This window comes from Bacillus sp. FSL K6-2865 (assembly GCF_040311405.1).
Classification (GTDB): Bacteria; Bacillota; Bacilli; order Bacillales; family Bacillaceae; genus Bacillus; species Bacillus velezensis.
On record NZ_CP152036.1, the window covers coordinates 2,346,696 to 2,366,857 of the forward strand.

23 protein-coding genes are annotated in these 20,162 nt (G+C 47.8%); 1 reads left to right on the top strand and 22 read right to left on the bottom strand.

Going from position 1 to position 20,162, the window contains the following annotated elements; all coding sequences use genetic code 11:
* Positions 1–88: 88 nt before the first annotated feature.
* The 10 genes from panD to NYE42_RS11565 form a co-directional block, all read right to left on the bottom strand.
* On the bottom strand, positions 89–472 hold the full coding sequence (gene panD, locus NYE42_RS11520; RefSeq protein ID WP_003153510.1) for an aspartate 1-decarboxylase: 384 nt from the start codon (positions 470–472) through the stop codon (positions 89–91).
* A 1-nt stretch (position 473) separates the two neighbouring features.
* Positions 474–1,334 carry a pantoate--beta-alanine ligase gene (gene panC, locus NYE42_RS11525; protein WP_352426473.1) on the bottom strand — a complete coding sequence of 287 codons (861 nt, stop codon included), beginning with the start codon at positions 1,332–1,334 and terminating at the stop codon, positions 474–476.
* A 3-nt stretch (positions 1,335–1,337) separates the two neighbouring features.
* Entirely contained in the window at positions 1,338–2,171 is an 834-nt protein-coding gene (panB, locus tag NYE42_RS11530) for a 3-methyl-2-oxobutanoate hydroxymethyltransferase (protein WP_144464474.1), read from the bottom strand.
* A 244-nt stretch (positions 2,172–2,415) separates the two neighbouring features.
* Positions 2,416–3,393, bottom strand: a complete 978-nt coding sequence (locus NYE42_RS11535) for a biotin--[acetyl-CoA-carboxylase] ligase (RefSeq protein WP_199022007.1) — start codon at positions 3,391–3,393, stop codon at positions 2,416–2,418.
* Positions 3,378–4,568, bottom strand: coding sequence for a CCA tRNA nucleotidyltransferase (locus NYE42_RS11540; RefSeq protein WP_241457510.1), 1,191 nt, complete (start codon positions 4,566–4,568; stop codon positions 3,378–3,380). Before NYE42_RS11540 ends, NYE42_RS11535 begins: the two co-directional genes overlap by 16 nt.
* Positions 4,569–4,572: 4 nt before the next feature.
* Entirely contained in the window at positions 4,573–5,706 is a 1,134-nt protein-coding gene (bshA, locus tag NYE42_RS11545; RefSeq protein ID WP_335404094.1) for an N-acetyl-alpha-D-glucosaminyl L-malate synthase BshA, read from the bottom strand.
* Positions 5,703–6,416 (bottom strand): bacillithiol biosynthesis deacetylase BshB1, encoded by a 714-nt coding sequence (gene bshB1, locus NYE42_RS11550; RefSeq protein ID WP_335404093.1) that lies wholly within the window; start codon positions 6,414–6,416, stop codon positions 5,703–5,705. Before bshB1 ends, bshA begins: the two co-directional genes overlap by 4 nt.
* Positions 6,409–6,822, bottom strand: coding sequence for a methylglyoxal synthase (gene mgsA, locus NYE42_RS11555; protein ID WP_064115553.1), 414 nt, complete (start codon positions 6,820–6,822; stop codon positions 6,409–6,411). The genes bshB1 and mgsA overlap by 8 nt, the downstream gene beginning before the upstream one ends.
* Before the next feature lie 23 nt (positions 6,823–6,845).
* The gene (gene dapB / locus NYE42_RS11560; RefSeq protein WP_144664603.1) at positions 6,846–7,649 is read right to left on the bottom strand and encodes a 4-hydroxy-tetrahydrodipicolinate reductase; all 804 of its coding nucleotides are present in this window, start codon (positions 7,647–7,649) and stop codon (positions 6,846–6,848) included.
* A gap of 8 nt (positions 7,650–7,657) precedes the next feature.
* Complete coding sequence (locus tag NYE42_RS11565; RefSeq protein ID WP_003153495.1) at positions 7,658–7,993, bottom strand: nucleotide pyrophosphohydrolase; 336 nt, start codon at positions 7,991–7,993, stop codon at positions 7,658–7,660.
* Positions 7,994–8,135: 142 nt separating this feature from the next.
* Between NYE42_RS11565 and NYE42_RS11570 the strand changes: the two genes are divergently transcribed.
* Positions 8,136–9,008 (top strand): YitT family protein, encoded by an 873-nt coding sequence (locus NYE42_RS11570; protein ID WP_003153493.1) that lies wholly within the window; start codon positions 8,136–8,138, stop codon positions 9,006–9,008.
* Between the two features lie 23 nt (positions 9,009–9,031).
* On the opposite strand, the gene NYE42_RS11575 is transcribed toward NYE42_RS11570, so the two are convergent.
* The 12 genes from NYE42_RS11575 to hisC all read right to left on the bottom strand — a co-directional run bounded on the left by NYE42_RS11575 (position 9,032) and on the right by hisC (position 20,152).
* Positions 9,032–10,207, bottom strand: a complete 1,176-nt coding sequence (locus tag NYE42_RS11575; protein ID WP_241457516.1) for an oxalate decarboxylase family bicupin — start codon at positions 10,205–10,207, stop codon at positions 9,032–9,034.
* Between the two features lie 29 nt (positions 10,208–10,236).
* The gene (ypjB, locus tag NYE42_RS11580) at positions 10,237–11,019 is read right to left on the bottom strand and encodes a sporulation protein YpjB (RefSeq protein WP_007612217.1); all 783 of its coding nucleotides are present in this window, start codon (positions 11,017–11,019) and stop codon (positions 10,237–10,239) included.
* 67 nt (positions 11,020–11,086) lie between these two features.
* Positions 11,087–11,680, bottom strand: a complete 594-nt coding sequence (locus NYE42_RS11585; protein WP_186314444.1) for a DUF1405 domain-containing protein — start codon at positions 11,678–11,680, stop codon at positions 11,087–11,089.
* A 107-nt stretch (positions 11,681–11,787) separates the two neighbouring features.
* Positions 11,788–12,555 carry a menaquinol-cytochrome c reductase cytochrome b/c subunit gene (locus tag NYE42_RS11590; RefSeq protein ID WP_007409471.1) on the bottom strand — a complete coding sequence of 256 codons (768 nt, stop codon included), beginning with the start codon at positions 12,553–12,555 and terminating at the stop codon, positions 11,788–11,790.
* Positions 12,556–12,586: 31 nt separating this feature from the next.
* Positions 12,587–13,261, bottom strand: a complete 675-nt coding sequence (gene qcrB, locus NYE42_RS11595; RefSeq protein ID WP_003153485.1) for a menaquinol-cytochrome c reductase cytochrome b subunit — start codon at positions 13,259–13,261, stop codon at positions 12,587–12,589.
* Between the two features lies 1 nt (position 13,262).
* On the bottom strand, positions 13,263–13,766 hold the full coding sequence (locus tag NYE42_RS11600) for a ubiquinol-cytochrome c reductase iron-sulfur subunit (protein WP_003153484.1): 504 nt from the start codon (positions 13,764–13,766) through the stop codon (positions 13,263–13,265).
* 137 nt (positions 13,767–13,903) lie between these two features.
* Complete coding sequence (locus tag NYE42_RS11605) at positions 13,904–14,350, bottom strand: YpiF family protein (RefSeq protein ID WP_158185899.1); 447 nt, start codon at positions 14,348–14,350, stop codon at positions 13,904–13,906.
* Positions 14,351–14,404: 54 nt separating this feature from the next.
* The gene (locus tag NYE42_RS11610) at positions 14,405–14,944 is read right to left on the bottom strand and encodes a ReoY family proteolytic degradation factor (RefSeq protein ID WP_003153482.1); all 540 of its coding nucleotides are present in this window, start codon (positions 14,942–14,944) and stop codon (positions 14,405–14,407) included.
* 73 nt (positions 14,945–15,017) lie between these two features.
* Positions 15,018–16,289 carry a tetratricopeptide repeat protein gene (locus tag NYE42_RS11615; protein ID WP_265451383.1) on the bottom strand — a complete coding sequence of 424 codons (1,272 nt, stop codon included), beginning with the start codon at positions 16,287–16,289 and terminating at the stop codon, positions 15,018–15,020.
* Positions 16,290–16,604: 315 nt separating this feature from the next.
* Positions 16,605–17,891 carry a 3-phosphoshikimate 1-carboxyvinyltransferase gene (gene aroA, locus NYE42_RS11620; protein ID WP_352426474.1) on the bottom strand — a complete coding sequence of 429 codons (1,287 nt, stop codon included), beginning with the start codon at positions 17,889–17,891 and terminating at the stop codon, positions 16,605–16,607.
* 11 nt (positions 17,892–17,902) lie between these two features.
* The gene (locus NYE42_RS11625) at positions 17,903–19,018 is read right to left on the bottom strand and encodes a prephenate dehydrogenase (protein ID WP_025284926.1); all 1,116 of its coding nucleotides are present in this window, start codon (positions 19,016–19,018) and stop codon (positions 17,903–17,905) included.
* A gap of 51 nt (positions 19,019–19,069) precedes the next feature.
* Positions 19,070–20,152, bottom strand: coding sequence for a histidinol-phosphate transaminase (gene hisC / locus NYE42_RS11630; protein ID WP_144664598.1), 1,083 nt, complete (start codon positions 20,150–20,152; stop codon positions 19,070–19,072).
* Positions 20,153–20,162: the final 10 nt, after the last annotated feature.

Genomic DNA, 20,162 nt, shown 5'->3' on the forward strand with positions numbered 1-20,162 from the left:
AAGTGTAACACGTTTTGTTGAGAAATGGAGCGGAAAAACAGCTTTTGCCCCTAAATCTTAAAAGAAAACCCCCATGAAGGGGGCTCTTTTACAAAATCGTGTGTGCCGGCTCCTGGCCCAGCATCTGCTCGATTTTATTCTGATCATCCAGAACGGCCACCTTCGGCTGATGGCTTTTTGCTTCCTGATCAGACATCATTTGATAAGAAATAATAATGACTTTATCTCCTTCTTGGACGAGACGGGCGGCAGCTCCGTTTAAACAGATGACGCCGCTCCCCCGCTTACCGGGAATAATATACGTTTCAAGTCTCGCTCCGTTGTTATTATTCACAATCTGAACTTTTTCATTAGCGAGCATTCCGACGGCATCTAAAAGATCTTCATCAATCGTAATGCTGCCGACATAGTTTAAATTGGCTTCCGTCACGGTAGCGCGGTGCAGTTTTCCGGCCATCATAGTGCGGTACATATTATGATCTCTCCCATTCATCAATATCAATAATGATATTATCAATCAGTCTGGCTTTAGAAAATTGGACGGCACAGGCCAGAATGACCTTGCCGTTTAATGTTTTAAGCGGAGTCAGCTCCGGATAAGCGTACAGTTCGGCATAATCAATGACGCCGCTTGTGTTTTCGATGATATCGGTGACGGTTTTTATAACGGTTTCCGGATTTCTTTCACCGTCTCTGATCAGTTCGGCACCTTGCTGCAATGCTTTATAGATCATCGGCGCTTCTTTGCGTTCCTGCTCAGTCAGATAGACGTTGCGAGAGCTTTTGGCAAGTCCGTCTTCTTCTCTGACCGTGTCCACTGCAACCAATTCGATATCCATAAAGAAATCCTCAATCAATCCGTCCACAACCGCTGCCTGCTGGGCATCTTTCAGGCCGAAGTAGGCGCGGGTCGGTTTAACGAGATTGAAAAACTTCGTCAGCACAGTGGCCACTCCGTCAAAATGGCCGACGCGGGAGGCGCCGCACAACGCGTCAGTTCTCCTTTTCACTTGCACGGCAACATTTTGCTCGCCTTTATACATGTCACTTGGAGACGGCGTAAACAAAACATCTGCCCCCGCCTGTTCTGCAAGCCGGGCATCGCGCTTTAAATCTCGCGGATATGCTTCGTAATCCTCGCCCGGTCCGAATTGAGTCGGATTGACAAAGATGCTCATCACAACAATATCGTTTTCTTTGCTTGCTTTTTCAACCAGCGTCAGATGTCCTTCATGAAGAAAACCCATTGTCGGGACGAATCCGATCGTCCGGCCTTCTGAGCGGTATTGTGCAATCAATTCTTTCAGCTGTTGAGTTTCTGTCAGTTGTTTCATCGCTTACTTTCCTCCGTACAAGCCTTGCAGCACAGTTTGGTTTATCTGAAAGGAATGCTTTTCTTCCGGGAAAACCCGGTCTTTCACATCACGGACGTAATCGCTGAGGGCCGACTCAATCGTGCCGTCGATTTTGGCGTATTGCTTCACGAACTTCGGTGTTCTGTCCACGCCGTGGCCGACAACGTCATGATAGACAAGGACTTGGCCGTCCGCTTTTGAACCGGCTCCGATTCCGATGACGGGAATGGATACTTCTTCTTTTATTTTAGCAGTCAGTTCAGCAGGCACGCATTCAAGCACGAGCATCATCGCTCCCGCCTGCTCGCATTTGATGCTGTCTTCAATGAGCTTTTTCGCGCTTTGCTCATCTTTTCCCTGCACTTTATATCCGCCTAATACGCCGACAGACTGCGGTGTGAGGCCTAAATGGCTGACGACAGGAATTCCGCCGAGAGTCAGCGCGCGGATGGATTCGAAAACGCCGTCTCCGCCTTCAAGCTTTAACGCGTCCGCGCCGCTTTCCTGAATAATGGCCGCGGCGTTTTTCAATGTATCCTCTTTTGAAAGATGGTAAGACATAAACGGCATGTCAGTTACGATAAACGTATTTTTCGCACCGCGTTTTACCGCTTTTGTATGGTGAATCATGTCACTGACCGTTACGCCGACTGTTGAATCGAGTCCGAGCACGACCATTCCGAGCGAATCCCCGACTAAAATCATGTCGACTCCCGCCTGTTCCGCAAGCTTTGCCTGCGGATAATCGTAAGCGGTCAGCATCACGATCGGCTCTCCATTTTCCTTCATTTTCATGAAATCCAGTTTTGTTTTCATTCTGTTTCTCCTCCTCTAAACGGTGAGGAGATGAGCCGCCAATTCTTCGCAAGCAAAAAAGCCTTCTGTAAAATAAGAAGGATTCCCACTTGTTTAACGTTCGGCGAATGTCATCCCTCTGTCCCAGTCCTTTTTTGGATCAAGGCAGACTTTTCGTAATCTCTGTTCTGCTGATCAGGTGCAGTTCATTATGATACTGCCCATAGGAAGTATACCAAATTCACGAGGCTTGTACCAACTAAGATTAATTGAGCTCAATATCGGCAGAATATATCTTCTTTATACCGTCTCTCGTTTCCAAGAGAAGAACTCCCTCATCATCAATGCCGAGCGATTTCCCGTAAAACGTCCCTTGCAGCGTTCTCGCTCTGAGCTCGTTCCCCAGTCCGACCGCATAGCTTTCCCATAACAGCTTGATCGGTGTAAAGCCGTGCTTCAAATAATCCTGATAGCGTTTTTCAAAAGTCAGCAGAATCTCTTGTATCAGACCCGCTCTGTCAATTTTTTCGCCGGCTTCCATGCTCAGACTCGTCGCAATGTCCTGAAGCTCGCCGGGAAAATCGGTTTCCTGCTGGTTCACGTTGATGCCGATGCCGAGAATGACCGAACGGACACGGTCTTCTTCTGCCTGCAGCTCAGTTAAAATCCCGACGGCTTTTTTGCCGTGAATCATTAAATCATTCGGCCATTTAATGGCGGGCTGTACACCTGTAAAGGCCTCGATGGCCTGTACGACCGCAACGGCGGATAACAGAGTGAGCTGCGGCGTTTTTTGCAAAGGAACGTCGGGTCTCAGAATGAGGCTCATCCAAATCCCGTTTCCCTCCTGTGAATGCCATACTCTGGCCATTCTTCCTCTGCCTGCCGTTTGTTTATCGGCGACTACGAGCGTCCCTTCCGGCGCGCCGTCATTGGCAAGTTCATGAGCGGTTTTTTGGGTGGACGGCAGGACGTCCCGGTAATGAAGCTGTTTGCCCAAAACCTCTGTTTTCAGCCCGAAACGGATTTCGGATTCACTGAGTTTCCCCGGTTTTTTAATGAGCCTGTACCCTTTTCGTCTGACCGCCTCAACCTCATAGCCCTCTTTGCGGAGCTCCTCTATATGTTTCCAAACGGCGGTTCTCGAGCAGCCGAGCGCGTCACTTATTTTCTGCCCGGAGATAAAGCCGTCACCCGCCTCAGAAAATAAATCAATTAATTGGGTTCTTAATGTTGATCCCATGATGCGAGCCACTCCTTTATGTCATGTTTTCGGTTAGGGAGCTTCCCTGCCAATACCGCTTCTTCAATCCGGCGAAGTTCTTCGGCCACCCATTTACCCGCGCGGCGGTTTCTGAGCTCCATCAGATCAGCGCCTGAAATGTCGAGGTCTCGAAGGCTTTTGATCGGCAGCTTCTCATACAGGCTCTGAACCTCTTTCAGCTTTTGTTCATCAATCGTCTTATGCTTTTTCAGCATCCCGATTTTAACGGCTGATAACAGCGCCTCTCCCGCCCGGTACATCGCTTCCGCTTCCAGCTGCGCCGGATAAACGCTTATGATCTGCACCGCTTTTTTTATGACTTTTCCCGGCAGTTTCCATTGTTTTAAAAACGCCTCGGCGCTTTTCGGACAAAGACCGAGAAACAATAACAGCGCTGCCCAGCGTTCTTCGCGTGCATCTAAAGAAGAAAACGGAAAGCCGCTCGCTTCCAGCATTTGCTGCTCATAACCGGAAAGGCCGGGCAGCTCTTGTATCAGACCTGTCTGCACCATCGTTTGAATTGCATCCTGTGAGAAAGCGCCCTGCAGCAGCTTTTCAAACTCGACGGTCTTTCGTTCTACTGATACATGTGCCAAAAGCTCCCTGTCTTTTATGACGGCCTCTCTTGTTTCTTTTTCTAACAGAAAGCCGAGCTGACTCATAAAGCGGACGGCTCTCATCATCCGCAGAGCGTCTTCCCGAAAACGGTCTTCAGGATTACCCACCGTACGGATCAGCTTTTGTCCGATATCATGTGCGCCTCCGAAATAATCAAGCAGCTCTCCTTCGGCAGACATCGCCATCGCATTAATCGTTAAGTCTCTCCGCTTTAAGTCTTCTGATAAAGAAGTAATGAACCGCACAGCTTCAGGGCGCCGGTAGTCCTTATATTCTGATTCGGCACGAAAAGTGGTGACTTCATAGGTTTCATCTTCCCACAGGACGATGACGGTGCCGTGCTCTTTTCCTACATCGACAGTCCGCTTAAAGAGACGTTCCACCTCATTCGGCGAAGCGCTGGTTGCGATGTCCACATCACCAATTTTTCGTTTCATATAGCTGTCTCTGACGGCTCCCCCGACAAAGTACGCCTGATGGCCCGCCTTCATCAGGCGATGAAGGATGGGGAGGGCTTTGACAAATTCCTGTTCCATAAGATCACTCCGGTCCTGCCAATTCGTCATAAATCCGTTCATACTGACTGACGATTCTTTGCGAAGAAAAGGCGGTCTCCACCATTTTCAGCGCATGATCAGTCAATCGTTTGCTGAGCTGTTTATCTTCTAAAACGGCAAGCGCTTTTTCAGATGCCGCCTGAATATCGCCGACTTCCACCAGAAAACCGCTTACTTGATCTTTAATCACTTCCGGGATTCCGCCGATATTTGTTCCGATGCACGGCACGCCGCAGGCCATCGCCTCAAGGAGGACGAGTCCGAAACTTTCTTTTTCAGACAGAAGAAGCTTAAGATCGCTGATAGAATACAGCTCTTCCACCCTGTCCTGATTTCCGAGGAGCAGCACTTGATCCTGCAGTCCGTATTTTTCGACAAGCTGCCAAGCGACGCACTTTTCCGGCCCGTCGCCGACAAGCAGGAGCTTCGCCTTTGTTTTGGCTGCGATATTACGGAAAACGCGGATGACATCTGTAACACGTTTTACCTTTCTGAAGTTCGAGACATGGATGACGACTTTTTCATCCGGCAAAATGCCATGTTTCTCTTTTATACTCTCTGTATTTTTCTTAAGATAAACACGTTCATCAATAAAGTTGTAGATAGTTTCAATTTTTTTATCCGGCTTGATTAAGTCATATGTTTCTCCGGCAAGCGCGGTTGATACCGCCGTCACTCTGTCGGACGCTTCGATGGCAAAACGGATTAAATCTTTTAATGACGGATCATATCCTAAAACGGTGATGTCCGTACCGTGAAGCGTCGTCACGATGCCGATGTCGCGCTTGAGCATCTGTTTGGCGAGATAAGCGCATACCGCATGCGGCAGCGCGTAGTGCGCGTGAATGATATCAAGATTTTCCCTCGCGGCAACCTCGGCGATTTTGCTCGCCAGCGTAAGGTCATAAGGCGGATATTTAAATACCGCGTATTGGTTGACTTCCACCTCATGAAAATGAATATTCGGATGATATGTATTTAATCTGAACGGGATGCTTGATGTGATGAAATGAACCTGGTGCCCTTTTTCTGCAAGCAGCTTGCCGAGTTCCGTCGCAATAATACCCGAGCCTCCGACACTCGGGTAGCATGTAATCCCTATTTTTAATGGTCTCATTGTCCGCCCCCAAAAACATCATCATTCAAAACGGGAAGCTGTTTTGAAAAGAAACCTTCGGCATACCCCGTCCCGGCTTCTTTGCCATACAGTCTTTCCCGCGCTTCCACCATTTCGATATAACCGTTGGTCAGCGGTGTGTTCACTGACTGCGCCGTAGGAATAAACTGGCTTTCATAGGCGTGCAGGCTTTCTTTTTTCAGATCGATGGTTTCCGTTATGTCGATTACAAAGTCCGGACGGTGAAACCCGTTGATCATATAATAGTATACGCGCTGGGCCTTATGAGCCGGCAGTTCCTGGTGATCTCTGTATTTATGAATTCCAGCCGAGAACACCGCTTCTTCGACCAAAGCCGCCGCATTGCCGTGGTCAGGATGGCGGTCTTTCGGATAAGGCATGAAAACGGTTTTCGGTCGGCAGGCTCTGATGACACTGACAATCCGGCGGATGCCGTCCTCACTTTTCAAAAGCCCGCGGTCGGGAAGCGTAAGCTGGATTCTCTCTTTTACGCCGAGAATTCGTGCCGCCTCTGCCGCTTCTTCTTTTCTTATCCCTACCGTTCCGTTGGATGATAGTTCGGCCTCGGTCAAATCGCATATCACCGCGGTTTTTCCTTGAGCCGTAAATTTTGCGATCGTGCCGCCCATACCGATCTCGACATCATCACTATGGGCGCCGAACGCCAGAATATCAACGTGTTCAGACATTCGGCTCTCCTCCGCGCACAAGATTGCGGAAATCAAATGCCCCGCCGTCCAGCGTCCGGACGAGGATTTCCGCTGTTCCCATATTTGTGGCGAGCGGGATCGCGTATACGTCACACAGCCGGATCAGCGCCGAGACATCCGGTTCGTGAGGCTGCGCAGTTAACGGATCGCGCAAAAAAATGACGAGATCCAAGGCATTTGCCGCAATCAATGCGCCGATTTGCTGATCTCCGCCGAGCGGGCCGGATTGGAAACGTTCAACGGACAATCCGGTCGATTCCTGGATTTTTAAGCCTGTCGTACCTGTCGCGTATAACTCATGATGGCTCAGTATATCTTTATATGCGGTCGTAAACTGAACCATATCCTGCTTTTTTTTATCGTGAGCAATCAAAGCAATTTTCATTTGATGTTCTCCCCCTTGCCGATTCAGTCGATAATATTTTCGAGTCCGTATACAAGCTGGTCGATTTTCATCACTTGCTCCACTGACAGCTTCACTCCTGACATAAAGGAAGCCCGGTTATAGGAGTCATGGCGCAGTTTCAGCGTCTGGCCGTCCATGCCGAACATGACTTCTTGGTGGGCGATAAGGCCCGGCAAACGCACGCTGTGAAGGCGGATGCCGTTTAATTCAGCACCGCGGGCTCCCGGCAGAATTTCTTTTTCATCAGGATGGCCCTGCTGCTTTTCTGAACGGACGCTTGAGATCATTTCCGCTGTTTTCAGCGCCGTTCCGCTCGGGGCATCCAGCTTTTGATCATGATGAAGCTCAATGATTTCTACATCTTCAAAATAGTTGGCGGCCATTTGTGAGAACTTCATCATCAGCACCGCGCCCAATGCAAAGTTCGGAGCGATGATGGCGCCGATTCCTTTTTCTTCAGTCAAGGCTTGAAGCTCCTCTAAATCCGCTTCAGAAAATCCGGTCGTTCCCACAACGGGGCGGACGCCGTGTTCAAGAGCGGCTTTCGTATGTTTTTTGCCGATTTCAGGCGTTGTCAAATCGATCAGCACATCCGGTTTTGTTTCTTGGAAACATGCGCGGATATCCGTATAAATAAGAGCGTCTGAATCAGCTGACATCACTTCCCGCAATGTTTGCTGATCGTATGTATGGTCAATGGCGCCGACAAGCTCAAAATGAGGCGTGCGGACGGCAAGTTTTACGGCCTCCTGGCCCATTCTGCCTCTCGGTCCGGCAATGACGACTTTAATGGTTTCATTTGACATGGTTTCTCCTACTTTCCTTCTTCTTTTCTAGTCCAGCGGTCTTTATCACGTGTATTAAATTTATGCATGACGCGGTTATGAGCTTCCTCCAATGAAATATCAAGGGAGTTGGCGAGGCAGATCAGGACGAACAGCACATCGCCCATTTCCTCTTCCATGCTTTTCTCATTTTCCGTCGTTTTCTTCGGCTTTTCCCCATAATAATGGTTGACTTCTCTTGCAAGTTCGCCCAGTTCTTCCGTGAGACGGGCCATCATGGCAAGCGGGCTGAAATAGCCTTCTTTGAATTGGCCGATATATTCATCGACCTCAGCTTGTAAGTCTTTCATCGTTTTGTCACTCACTGTGCGAATACCTCCTGTCATCTCTTCCATGTTAGCTAATTCAAGTACATTTGACAAATGTTAAAAACGGCAGTTTGCTGTTTTCTTTTGTATCCACTATAATATTTACGCAATCTTATGGAAGGAAAAGGGGTTTGATGCAATGCTTGGAGAAATCAGAATTAAAAACATTTGCTTTATTTTAATCGGCGCCGCTGTTTTTTCATTCGGACTGGTTCACTTTAATATGCAGAACAATTTGGCGGAAGGCGGATTTACCGGCATTACGCTGCTTTTATATGCGTTATTCCACATCAGCCCTTCTATTTCCAACCTGGTATTGAACATTCCTATCTTTTTCATCGGCTGGCGTATGCTCGGCCGGACGATGTTTGTCTATACCCTGATCGGCACCGTCTCTCTTTCTGTTTTTCTGAGTGTTTTTCAGCGCTACGAAATTCATATGCCGCTGTCCCATGATTTAGCGCTGGCCGCCTTGTTCGCCGGAGTATTTATCGGCGCGGGTCTCGGTATTATTTTTAAATACGGCGGCACGACGGGCGGGGTCGATATCATCGCCAGGCTGATCAACAAATTTTTCGGAATCCCGATGGGCCGGACGATGTTTGCCTTTGACGCCTGTGTCATTCTGCTTTCTTTGTTTACGTATCTTTCTTACAAGGAAGCGATGTACACGCTTGTAGCCGTTTTTGTCGCTGCGAGATTGATTGATTTTATTCAGGAAGGCGGCTATGCCGCAAAAGGGGCAACGATTATTTCTTCGAAAAACGATTTGATCCAGCAAAAAATCATTGAAGAGATGGAGCGCGGCGTCACCGTTTTAAAAGGACAGGGATCATATACAAAAGAAGACAGGGACGTTCTTTACTGCGTCGTTCCGAAAAACGAAATTGTGCTTTTGAAAAGCGTCATCACTTCCGTTGACCCGCACGCCTTTGTTGCAGTAAGCGACGTCCATGATGTGCTCGGCGAAGGATTTACGCTTGATGAAAATAAAAATCCGATCAGACGATAATAAAAAGGCGGCTTTTGCCGCCTTTACTGTTCGTGTTTCCATTTGACAACCGGTGATTTTTTCTTTTTCAATCGGCGGGCGAATGCCGGACTGACATTGAGCGTCTGCTCGACGAAGCGCTGCGGCGTCAGTGCCAGCCATTGGTTTAAGGAGACGTCTTCGAAACGGTCGCTTTTGAAGATTTCCAGAAAGCGAAGCACGGTCTCACCGGTATTCTGAACATAATGTCCCATTGTAAAAGGAACATATCCTACGTCACCCGCTTGATAGTTAAATGTCCGCGCTCTTCCCTCCGCCGCAAACACCGTCATTTTCGCTTCTCCTGAAAGATAATACTGCCACTCGTCCGTATTCGGATGCCAATGCAATTCTCTCATGCCTCCGGGTTCGACCTCCACAAGAGCTGCGGCAATCGTTTTTGACACCTTAAACGTTTTTGAATCGACAATCTTTACTCTTCCCCCGCTGGTAACAAGAGGCTCCTGCCGGGAAAGCTTGTAGCTGAACGGCTCCAAAACGGTGCCTTCCGGGGAAGAAACTGCTGCCTGCTCAATAGGGGGAGGCGGTTCCAACTGGAACATGTAACGCTCTTTCTTATGGATGTAAGCCAAATCATATCCGGAAACACCAAAGTTCGCCTCCAGCACGCTGCGCGGGGTATGGGCAAACCAGTCCGTTACTGAAAAGGTGCTGTTTTCTGAAAAAGAGCCGTCATCAAAGACGAGCAAAAACTCACTGCCCTGCTCTAATCCTTGAATGGAATGAGGAATGCCGGAAGGAAAATACCACAGATCCCCTTCACTTACGTTGTCAATAAAATTCCTTCCATTTTGATCGACCGCAGTTAAACGGACTCCTCCGTTAATCACATATCCCCATTCGGCTTCTTTATGCCAATGAAGCTCCCGCACAGCTCCCGGCTTCAGTCTCATGTTCACCGCCGCGATGTTTTTGGATACCGGCAGTTCCCTGACCGTCACCTCTCTGGACCATCCGCCGTCTTCAAGCCTCATATGCGTATCAGAAAATGAGAATTTCAAGTTTTGAACCGTTCCTGCATCCGTTGAAGGCGGAACGAGCATGTCAGGATTCTGGAAGTCACGCGCGAGGTTTCGCGGTCCTTCGTCAGTCGCCCCTTTTCTGCCTCTGATCGGCTGCGGGAGGTGTTTTGAAGCCAATTGCTGGATGAGTTTTTTCACTGCCTTAGCTCCTTTACAGCAATTTGTGTTTATTTAGACTTAGGATACTCACGCTTTTTCTCTTTCTTTTTTTCCGCTCTGTATTTTCGGTAGCCGACATATGTCAGCGCAGTAATAATGATACCGCCTGTTGTCAGAATGACCCAGAGCAGCGAAGGGTCAGCGTCATCCCGCTCCACCTTGTCAAAAACCCGCTTTAAATCCTGCTGCAGGAGCGTCAGACGCTCAAGCTTTGTTCCTTTTGTCATCTGCTGAAACCCGTCCTGCTCAATCACCTCGATATGTTTCGCCACCGTATCAAGCTGGCCGGCCGACACATCCATTGTCAGGCTGGGATAAATTAAATCATATAATGATATAAATTCATTCCACTTTTCATTGAAATTTTCACTTCCGTTTCCGCTGACATCTTCTTTTAAGGCGCTGAATGTCGCCATAATCGGTCTTTCAAGCGAACCCCACAGCGGATCGGAGTGGTCTTCCATCGCATCCATTACCAACCTGAACTGGGCGGCTGCCCGGATTTTTTCGGTATCTGAGGCGTCTGCCTGTTTTAGAACGCGCACTAAATCATTGAAACCCAGAGTCACCTGCCTGACTTCGGCGCCGCTCAGTGAGTTTACGTGTGTCATTTTTTTCTTAAAGTAGCCAAGCACTTGCAGAGCCTCATCATACTGCGAATGCCGCGTCATTTGGAAAACGGTATCCGAAAGGTCGTTCAGTTCCTTGAGACCGCCCTCATCTTCAGCTTTGGCAGTTGTGATGAAACACATAAGAGCAAGTAAAAGACAGATCGTCAGCTTTCGTTTCATAGAGGTCCCTCCCACTCCTTCTCTTTACAGAATATGAGGAGCGGGACAAGGTTAGACCAAGATTCTATCAGTGTAAGTCAAGCTTTATCCGTCTTTTGGAAATCACCAAGTAGTATGCAAGGCCGAGTGAAAATATGCTCAGCCAGAATGTAGCATAGCCGATCTCTTGCATATAGTCATTGAGCATTGAGTAGCGGGGCATCATGCCGAAAAGATAATCAATGACATCATTATGAAGCGTCCAAACAGCGGCAGCGGCAAGATGCCATAACCGGAACCGAAAATACGGGCTGTATAAAACGCCTTGAACGGCCATGGCAAAATGTGAAGCAATCAGCATGTACCCTTCCCAAGGCATCTGCCCCATTTTGACCAGCACAAAGACATTCATTCCTACCGCCCACAGCCCGTATTTTACAAGGGTTACAAGAGCCAGCGCTTCAAACAGCGGCGCGTTTCTTCCCATGAGAAATGCCAGAAGCACGAACAGGAAAAAAAACGTCGCCGTCGGGCTGTCAGGCACAAATATCAGAAATCGGAACGGCGTGTCCGCAAGCTGCGGCAAATACCAATAATAGCCGTACACCGTACCGATAAAATTAACGGCAAGAACAAGCAGAAGCATGCCGCGCAACCCTAAAAGATAAGAAATCCACCTCATACCATCAACTCTCAGTCCGTAAAAAGTATGTATCATGCAAAAAAAGCTGACATCCGGTCAGCTCTTTTCATAAAAGTATATCCTGCTATTGTCTACTTCACAATACGTTATTTCGCTGTCGTTTCAGAAATGAACTTCGCCAGCTGATCAAGCTGTTTGTCATTCCCTTTAAAAATACCGGCTGGCATCTGCCCTTTCCCTTTGACGGCGATTTTTTTAATTTCTTCCGGGCTCAGCCCGTTATCGACCAGAGACGGACCGGCGCTTCCGCCTTGAAGATTATCCCCGTGACAGGAAATACAGCCTTGTTCTTTAAATACCTTATAACCGTCTGATTCAGTATCAATGGCGGCTTCTTTTTTGATTTTCCCTTGCTCCTCCGCCTTCGCCCAGTCATGCGTCGCGACTGACTGCCACGTTAAAAAGACCGTAGCGCAAAGCGCCAAAAGCATCATGCCGACCGCAACCGGACGCTTCCACGGCCTTCTTTCAGACCCCCTGTCGAGAAACGGAGCCAAAAGCAGCGACCCGAAGGCAAGACCCGGTATAATCATCGCGCCGATAACGGTGTAGCTCCCTGCGGCATATTCATATTTTAATAGCTGGTATAAAAATAGAAAATACCAATCCGGCAGCGGAATATACCCTGTATCCGTCGGGTCCGCCACCCGTTCCAAAGGCGGCTCGTGCACAATCGTTAAAACGAGAAATCCGACGAGGAAAACGGCCCCGACCATCCATTCTTTCAGCAGGAAGTTCGGCCAAAACGCCTCTGTCTTTCCAGGATACTCTGAATAGTCTTTCGGTATATTCGGTTTTTTTTCAGCCGGTATCCTTGAATCTCCTACAAACTTCATTCCTTTCCCCCGGTGCATGTCATCCCCTCCCTTTTATATCAGATTTGTATTAAAGCGGTCCTGAAATTCCCTGCTTGCGGATCATGACAAAGTGGGCGCCCATGAGCGCAAACAAAGCGGCAGGGAGAAAAAATACGTGAATCGCAAAAAATCTCGTCAGCGTTTGGGCGCCGACAATATCGTGGTGGCCGGCAAGAAGAGTTTTCACCTGCGCTCCGATCAATGGCGTCGCCTCCGCAATCTGAAGACCTACCTTTGTCGCAAACAGCGCCTTCATATCCCATGGAAGCAGATACCCTGTAAAACCGAGACCGAGCATCACAAAAAAGATCAGAACACCGACGATCCAGTTCAATTCCCGAGGCTTTTTATAAGCTCCCTGAAAGAAAACCCGCAGCGTATGTAAAAACATCATCACGATGACTAAACTTGCGCCCCAATGGTGCATACCCCTTACAATCTGCCCGAAAGCGACTTCATTCTGCAAATAATACACAGATTCCCACGCGTTTTTTATATCCGGCACATAATACATCGTTAAAAACATCCCGGACAGCACTTGGATAACGGTTACAAAAAACGTCAAACCGCCGAAACAATAGACAAAAGCCGAGAAATGGTGAGCGGGATTTACATGTTCCGGCACTTCATGGTCGGCGATATCCCGCCACATCGGCGTAATATCGAGACGTTCATCCACCCAGTCATAAATTTTGTTCAGCATGTCACCCTTCCCCCCTAGGCTTTGCTTTTCCAAGATACAAAAAGCCGTCCTTTACTTTTTGCTCATAACGGTCAAGAGGCGCGAGCGGCGGCGTGCCCGGAACGTTCGTGCCGTCTTTTTCATACAGCCCGTAATGGCAGGGACAAAAGAACTTGTTCGGATTTTTAGGATCATTGTTCCAGTTTACGGTGCAGCCCAAATGCTTACAGATCGGAGAAAGCGCTATAATTTCATCCCCATGCTTGTAAACCCAGGCTGACCTGGATTCTTCCGATTCGTACCAGGCGTCGACTTGATGAATTTTAAAGTCAAACCGCTTCGGCTCCTTCGTCAGCTCATCCACACTGACAACCTGCACCATTTTTTGATCTCCCGTCGGTTTTAATACCGGGTCCAGCGCAAAACGGACCATGGGCATAAGCGCACTGGCGGCCATAAATCCCCCCACGCCGGTGAGCGCATAGTTTAAAAATTGTCTTCTTGATATATCTTGTTTTCCGCCCATCTCTTCCCCCCCTAAAGATTGACCAAAAATTAACTAAAATAGAAAATAATTCTGAGATTTGACACCCTCATAATATATGAATCTTTCAGCAAGGTCAACAGAGGCAAAACGGGTGTTTTGCGGGATGCCTGGTGTTTTTAAGAATTGTTCCACTTCTGTAACAAAACGTTCAAAATTTCTCCGCACTTGTCATCCGCAATTTTTCTCTTTAAAGAGTCTTTCATATGTTCAAACGGAACGGCAGGTATGTATATGACATCAGACCCTATTTCAGAATCCTTCCATTTTTCGTCTGCCGTCAGAAACAAGGCGTGCCGGAAGTTGGTCATCACCTCTTCTTTGAGTTTTTGAAGCAGGGCGATTTGTGATTGGTCTATATCAACATATGTATAAGAGGGGAATAAATATACCCGTCCCTTCAATTGGCGCTCAAGCTCTTCAGAAAGCAATTGAGTGCTTTCCCCCTGTTCAACGGCCTCTTTTAAGCCTCCTGAAGACGTTATGGAAATTAACGGAATGACAGCGGTATCAATGTAATCCGCAGATTGTATATAGGCATCGGCATCAGCGGCCCTCCATCTCATGTCCCGTTCCTCCTCTTTACGCAACAAGCCTTGCATATTCTGCAAGGCTGTCATTTATGTGAGCTGATTCAATTGGCGGGAAAGCTTTTCAAATGTTTCTTTGTCGTGGCGGTCCAGCGCCTCGTCGATATCTTTAAGCAGCTTTTCCCGCTGGAAAGTGGAAATGGCATGTTCTAATATTTTTTCGGCCATCCCCTGATCCTGTTTATTTTCAAACAGGTCTTTCGGCAGATGCGGATTTGATTCAAGAACAGCGGCATATTCCGGTGAGCTGTAGGCCGAACGGAAATTCAGCTGGATAAATAAATCCTGCTGTTTATTTAACCGGATGTCGTGAAAAGATTTTTCCGCGTCCGTAGTCATGACATTTTCTTTATAAAACCTAAACGGCACCTCATCAACGCAATGAGTAGACATGATAATGCCTCTCGGGCAAAATTCGGCTTGTTCTACAAAATGGACTTTTTCCATTAATGAATCATGACTCATTAAATAATTTAAAATCCAGACGCACTCCCGGCGTTTAAGCTGATAATGATTTAAAAACCAACGGATAAAATCCTTTTTTTCATTGACAGAAACAGGGGTCTGCATGTAATTCCCTCCTCTATCGATCGTATAATCTGACATCACTTATACATTCAGCAAGCATGGTCCAAAATCCTGCTTATCTTAAAAATTCATCCTCTATCCGTAAGATTGTTTCTTCAAGCTCTTCGTTTGTTCCATCCATTGAAAGCACTTGTTTTAAAAGCGGCAGCGCTTCTTTCTGGAGACCCTCTTCCAATAAGAAGTGAGCGTATTCATATAAGAAATCCCGATCATCCTGATAATGGAGATACGCAGCTTCGAAGCTTTTTTTCGCTTCAGCGTATTGCTCAAGGCCTGTATAGGCACCCGCCAAATACCAATTGTATTTCGGATCTTCTTCTCCGTAGCCGCGGACTTCCTTAATCAGATCAATAATCTCTTCAAAGCTTTCTTCTTTATGATAGACGGCTAAAAGCGTATGGAGCGCTTCCACGTAACCCGGATCGAGCGCCAGCGCTTCCTGAAGAAGCTTTTTGCCTTCCTCTTCGTTGCCGAGCTTTAACGCCATTTTCGCCGCATAGAGAAAAAGCTCTTTATTGTATTCATCGTAAGTAATACCTTCTTTAGCGGTTTTTAATGCATCTTCATACATGCCTTCTGCCTCATAGCTTTTTGCAAGCGGCATATAAAGCGATGAATAGGAAGGATCAAGCCCTTTTAAATCAGACAGCTGCTTGATGGCTGTTTTGACCATTCCCGCCTGATAGGCTGTGAACCCGTACCCGAAAATCGTATTCGGTTCTGTATGTTCTGCCGCCGCTTTTTCATACCATGAAATCGCTTCCTCAAATTCACCCGCCGCGCTCAATGACTCAGCCAGCCTCTGATGAACATTTACGCCGCCGATTTCGTGCCGTTCTTTTGCCGTCTCTTCATAGTAAGGAACGGCTTTTGCGTATGACCCCTGAGTGAAGTATAATTCCCCCAGAGCGAAATCAATAACAGGTTCATCTTGTAACATCGTTTTCGCCTGTAACAGCTTTTGCTCACTTACTTCAAATAAGCCCTGCATCTGATACAGATCAGCCATTAAAAGAAGGCTTTCCGCGTAAGACGGGTCTTCCGGAGAAATTGTCTCCAGCACCTCAAGAGCTTTTTCTTCTTCATCAATATCTATTAACAATTCGGCGTAAAAATTCGTCAGCTCAGACTCATCCGGATAAAGGTCATGCAGATCACTGATCAGCGCTAATGCTTTTTCGGCGTTTCCCCATTCATAGTAGAGCTGGGCTGCAATGGCTTTGTCTTCGTCATGAAGCTGCGTTTCAGCTTTTGAAAGCGCTTTGAGTCCCTTTTCGGTTTCACCTGCTTCAACTAATTTTATGGCTTCTTGGATCAATGTATTCAAATCAGACCGGTCCTTTCTTTTCCTATACCTCATCAACCAATGAAAAGGGTTTTTATTCGGGTTATTCTTATCATAATTCAGACAGGGCCTGCCCGCAAATAAGATGCTTCACCCGGCATTATAGTTTATCAGAAAATGGTTAAGAGGAAAACGGCAAAAAAGGGGACGGCATCTTTATACGCAAACAGCGCAATTTGTTCCGGCTGTTTCTGTAACGAAAACGCATTCCCCCTTTCTGTTATTTTCTGTTTAAGACAAGCTATGTCAAAGCCCAAAGTTTTATGACACATGAAGAAAAAAGCCCGAAGAATCTCTTCAGGCTTTTTTGGCTAATTGATCTAAATGCTCAAAAAATGTCGGATATGAGACATGGATTGCCTCAGTATCACAGATGTCAATCGGCTCTTCTGTCAGGCATGAAGCGACACCGAGCATCATGCCGATGCGGTGGTCGCCGTGGCTTGACACATCGGCTCCGCCCGCAAGCGTTTTTTTGCCGTGTATTTTCATGCCGTCTTCAGTCGGTTCAATGTCTGCGCCGATTTTCCGGAGCTCTGATACGACGGTGTCGATCCGGTTCGTTTCCTTCACCTTCAGCTCCGCAGCGTCTTTAATGACAGTTGTGCCTTCAGCCTGCGTTGCCAAAAGGGCGATAATCGGGATCTCGTCAATTAAACGGGGAATGATTTCTCCGCCGATTTCTGCCGCTTTCAGATCTGAAGTTTCAATAACCAGGTCTCCATAAGGCTCAGCGCTGTCCGCTTCTGAAGGAATCACTTCAAGTGAAGCCCCCATTTGCTTTAAGACATCAAGTATTCCCGTGCGTGTCGGGTTCAGGCCGACGTTTTTCAGCACAATCCGGCTTCCGGGAACGACAGCACCTGCCGCGAGGAAAAAGGCCGCTGAAGAAATATCGCCGGGCACGAAAATATCAGCTCCCCGAAGCTTCTGACCGCCCGTTACGGAAGCGCTCGTCTCCGTTTCCGCAAGCTCGGCGCCAAAAGCGTTCAGCATCCGTTCCGTATGGTCTCTCGATTTATGAGGCTCAGTGACGGTCGTCGTCCCTTCTGCCTGCAATCCGGCAAGCAGCACGGCGGATTTGATCTGCGCGCTTGCAACAGGGGAGACGTAATCAATGCCTTTCAATTGTCCGCCTCTTACGGATAAAGGCGTAAATCCTCCGTCCGCTCTTCCGTCAATCGCGGCTCCCATCTGTTTTAAAGGCTCCGTCACCCTCTTCATCGGGCGCTTTGCAATACTTTCGTCGCCCGCTACCGTACTGTGAAATGGGCGTCCGGCTAAAATGCCGAGCATCAGGCGGATGGTCGTGCCGGAATTTCCGACATCAAGAAGGCTGTCAGGCTCAGAAAGTGCGTCAATGCCCTTTCCGTATATCTTTACATCACTTCCGTTTTGTTCAATGGAGACACCCATTTTTCTGAAGCAGGCAATGGTGCTCAGACAATCGGCTCCGGGCAAAAAGTTTTTTACCGTTGTCGTTCCTTCCGCAAGCGCTCCGAACATAACAGAACGGTGGGAGATGGATTTATCCCCCGGAATATGAATTTCACCGTTTAAAGACGTCACTTTTTCTCTTTTCAATGTTTTCCACCTCAGTCAGCGTAAAATGTGTCATATTTGGCGCGGGATTGAATGCAGGTTTCCGCACGCTTCCGGTCATCATCAGTCTGGAAACTGATTCTGAGAATTCCGTTAATATCTTCTCTTGTTTCGATAATGCGGATGTTGGTGATACTGATTTTTTCTTCTGCCAATATCGCCGTAATTTCCGAAATGACCCCCGGATGATCGGGAACATCGACATAAAGGTCATAAAAGGACGGGATCGCTCCTTTTTGACGGAGCGGCAGACCGTCGCGATAATCTTTCGCTTTTTTAAAATATCCGAACAGGCTGTCCGCATCTTCATTTTCTACATAAGATTCGATCGTGTCAATCTCCCGTTTCCATTCTTTGAAGCGGTCAAGCAGTTTATCTTTGTTATGAAGAAGTATGTCCCTCCACATCGCCGGGCTGCTTGAGGCGATCCTGGTGATGTCCCGAAAACCGCCGGCTGCGAAACGTTTCAAAAACGGATAATCTTCTTCAGCATGATGAGCCTGATGTACGAGGCTTGCAGCAACGATATGAGGGAAATGGCTGATGACGCTCGTTACGCCGTCATGCTCCTCGGGAGTCATCTCCACAAAGTGGGCGTTTGCCGCTTTCAAGAGTTCCTTCAGATGCGTTACTGACTCTTTAGAAGTTGATTTTCCGGGTGTTAAAATATAAAACGCATTTTCGAATAAAAATTCTTTCGCGGCAGCGGCCCCGGATTTATGAGATCCCGCCATCGGATGACCGCCGACAAATTGATAGTGAGCCGGAAGCACTTTGTCGGCGTAGCTGACGACTTTCTGTTTCGTGCTGCCCACATCCGTAATCAGGAGTTCATGGGTGATGTCTGATGCGGCCAGCACATCGAGCATTTTCAGCGTTTGGGCGACAGGCGTGGCGATAATGACAACAGACGCTTGCTGCGCCCCTTCCGTAAATGAGCCGGCCCGCTCGTCAATAATTCCGAGCTTCAGCGCGGCAGTGAGCTGTTCTTCCGAAATATCCACACCGATAATCCGTTTATGCGGATGCTCCTTTTTGATGGCCAATGCGATCGATCCGCCGATCAGCCCGATCCCCGCAAGCAATATAGTATCCTTCATTTCACTCATTTCCTTTTTCAACTATTTTAATAGAGCAAAGAGGTGATGCCTGATCACCTCTTATAATATTTCAGCTAAAATTGTGAGAATTTCCTCATTCTGCTCTTTCGTACCGACCGTAATCCTTAACGCTGTCGGAAATCCGAGCGCCTGTCCTGAGCGGACGATATATCCTTTTTCCAACAGGGCTTGGAACAGTTCATCCGCCGGGCGGTTAAAATCAATGAGCACAAAGTTGGTTTGTGAAGGATAACAAGTTAATCCGTGAGTTTCTGCAAAATCATAATACTGCTTAAGGCCTGCTTTATTTTTCTCGACGCATTCCTGAATAAATGTCTGGTCATCAAGCGCTGCCAGTGCCGAAGCCTGACCGATTCTGCTCGTATTGAACGGCTCTCTCGCCGGTTCAATCTGGCGGATCAGCGCTTCGTCCGCAATGCCGTATCCGACGCGCAGCGCGGCAAGTCCGTACGCTTTAGAGAAGGTGCGGAGGATCATAACATTCGGATATTGCTTTACAAGCGGAATGCTTTCTGGGTAATCTTCCGCCGTAACATACTCGTAGTACGCTTCATCAAGTACAACGAGTATATGCTCGGGAACTCTGTTTAAAAAGGCAATTAGCTCTTGTTCAGAAGTATATGTCCCCGTCGGATTATTGGGGTTGCATACCCATATGACTTTCGTCTCGCCGTCAATTGCTTCCAGCATCCGGTCCAAATCATGAGCGCCGTCACTGCGGAGCGGCACCTCGCGCACCTCAGCGCCTTCAATCACCGCATTGTGTCTGTATTGCGGGAAAGTCGGGGCGGCGGTAATCGTGTTTGCCTGATCATTTAATAAAGAACGGCAGATAATCTGCACTAGCTCATCAGAGCCGTTGCCGAAAATGATCGAAGATTCACTGACCTGCAGATGCTCACTGAGCCGCGTTCTCAAGGCGGCACTGTAACCATCGGGATACAGCGCAAGCTGCTCAATCTCCTGATGAAGCGCATCTTTAGCGGCCTGTGAACAGCCGAACGGATTTTCGTTAGAAGCGAGTTTTACTACTTTCTCAAGCCCGTATTCCATTTTCACTTCTTCTATTGGTTTGCCCGGCTGATACGGTTTCAGCTGCCGCAGCTGTTCTTTTATCTGCAAATCCAGTCAC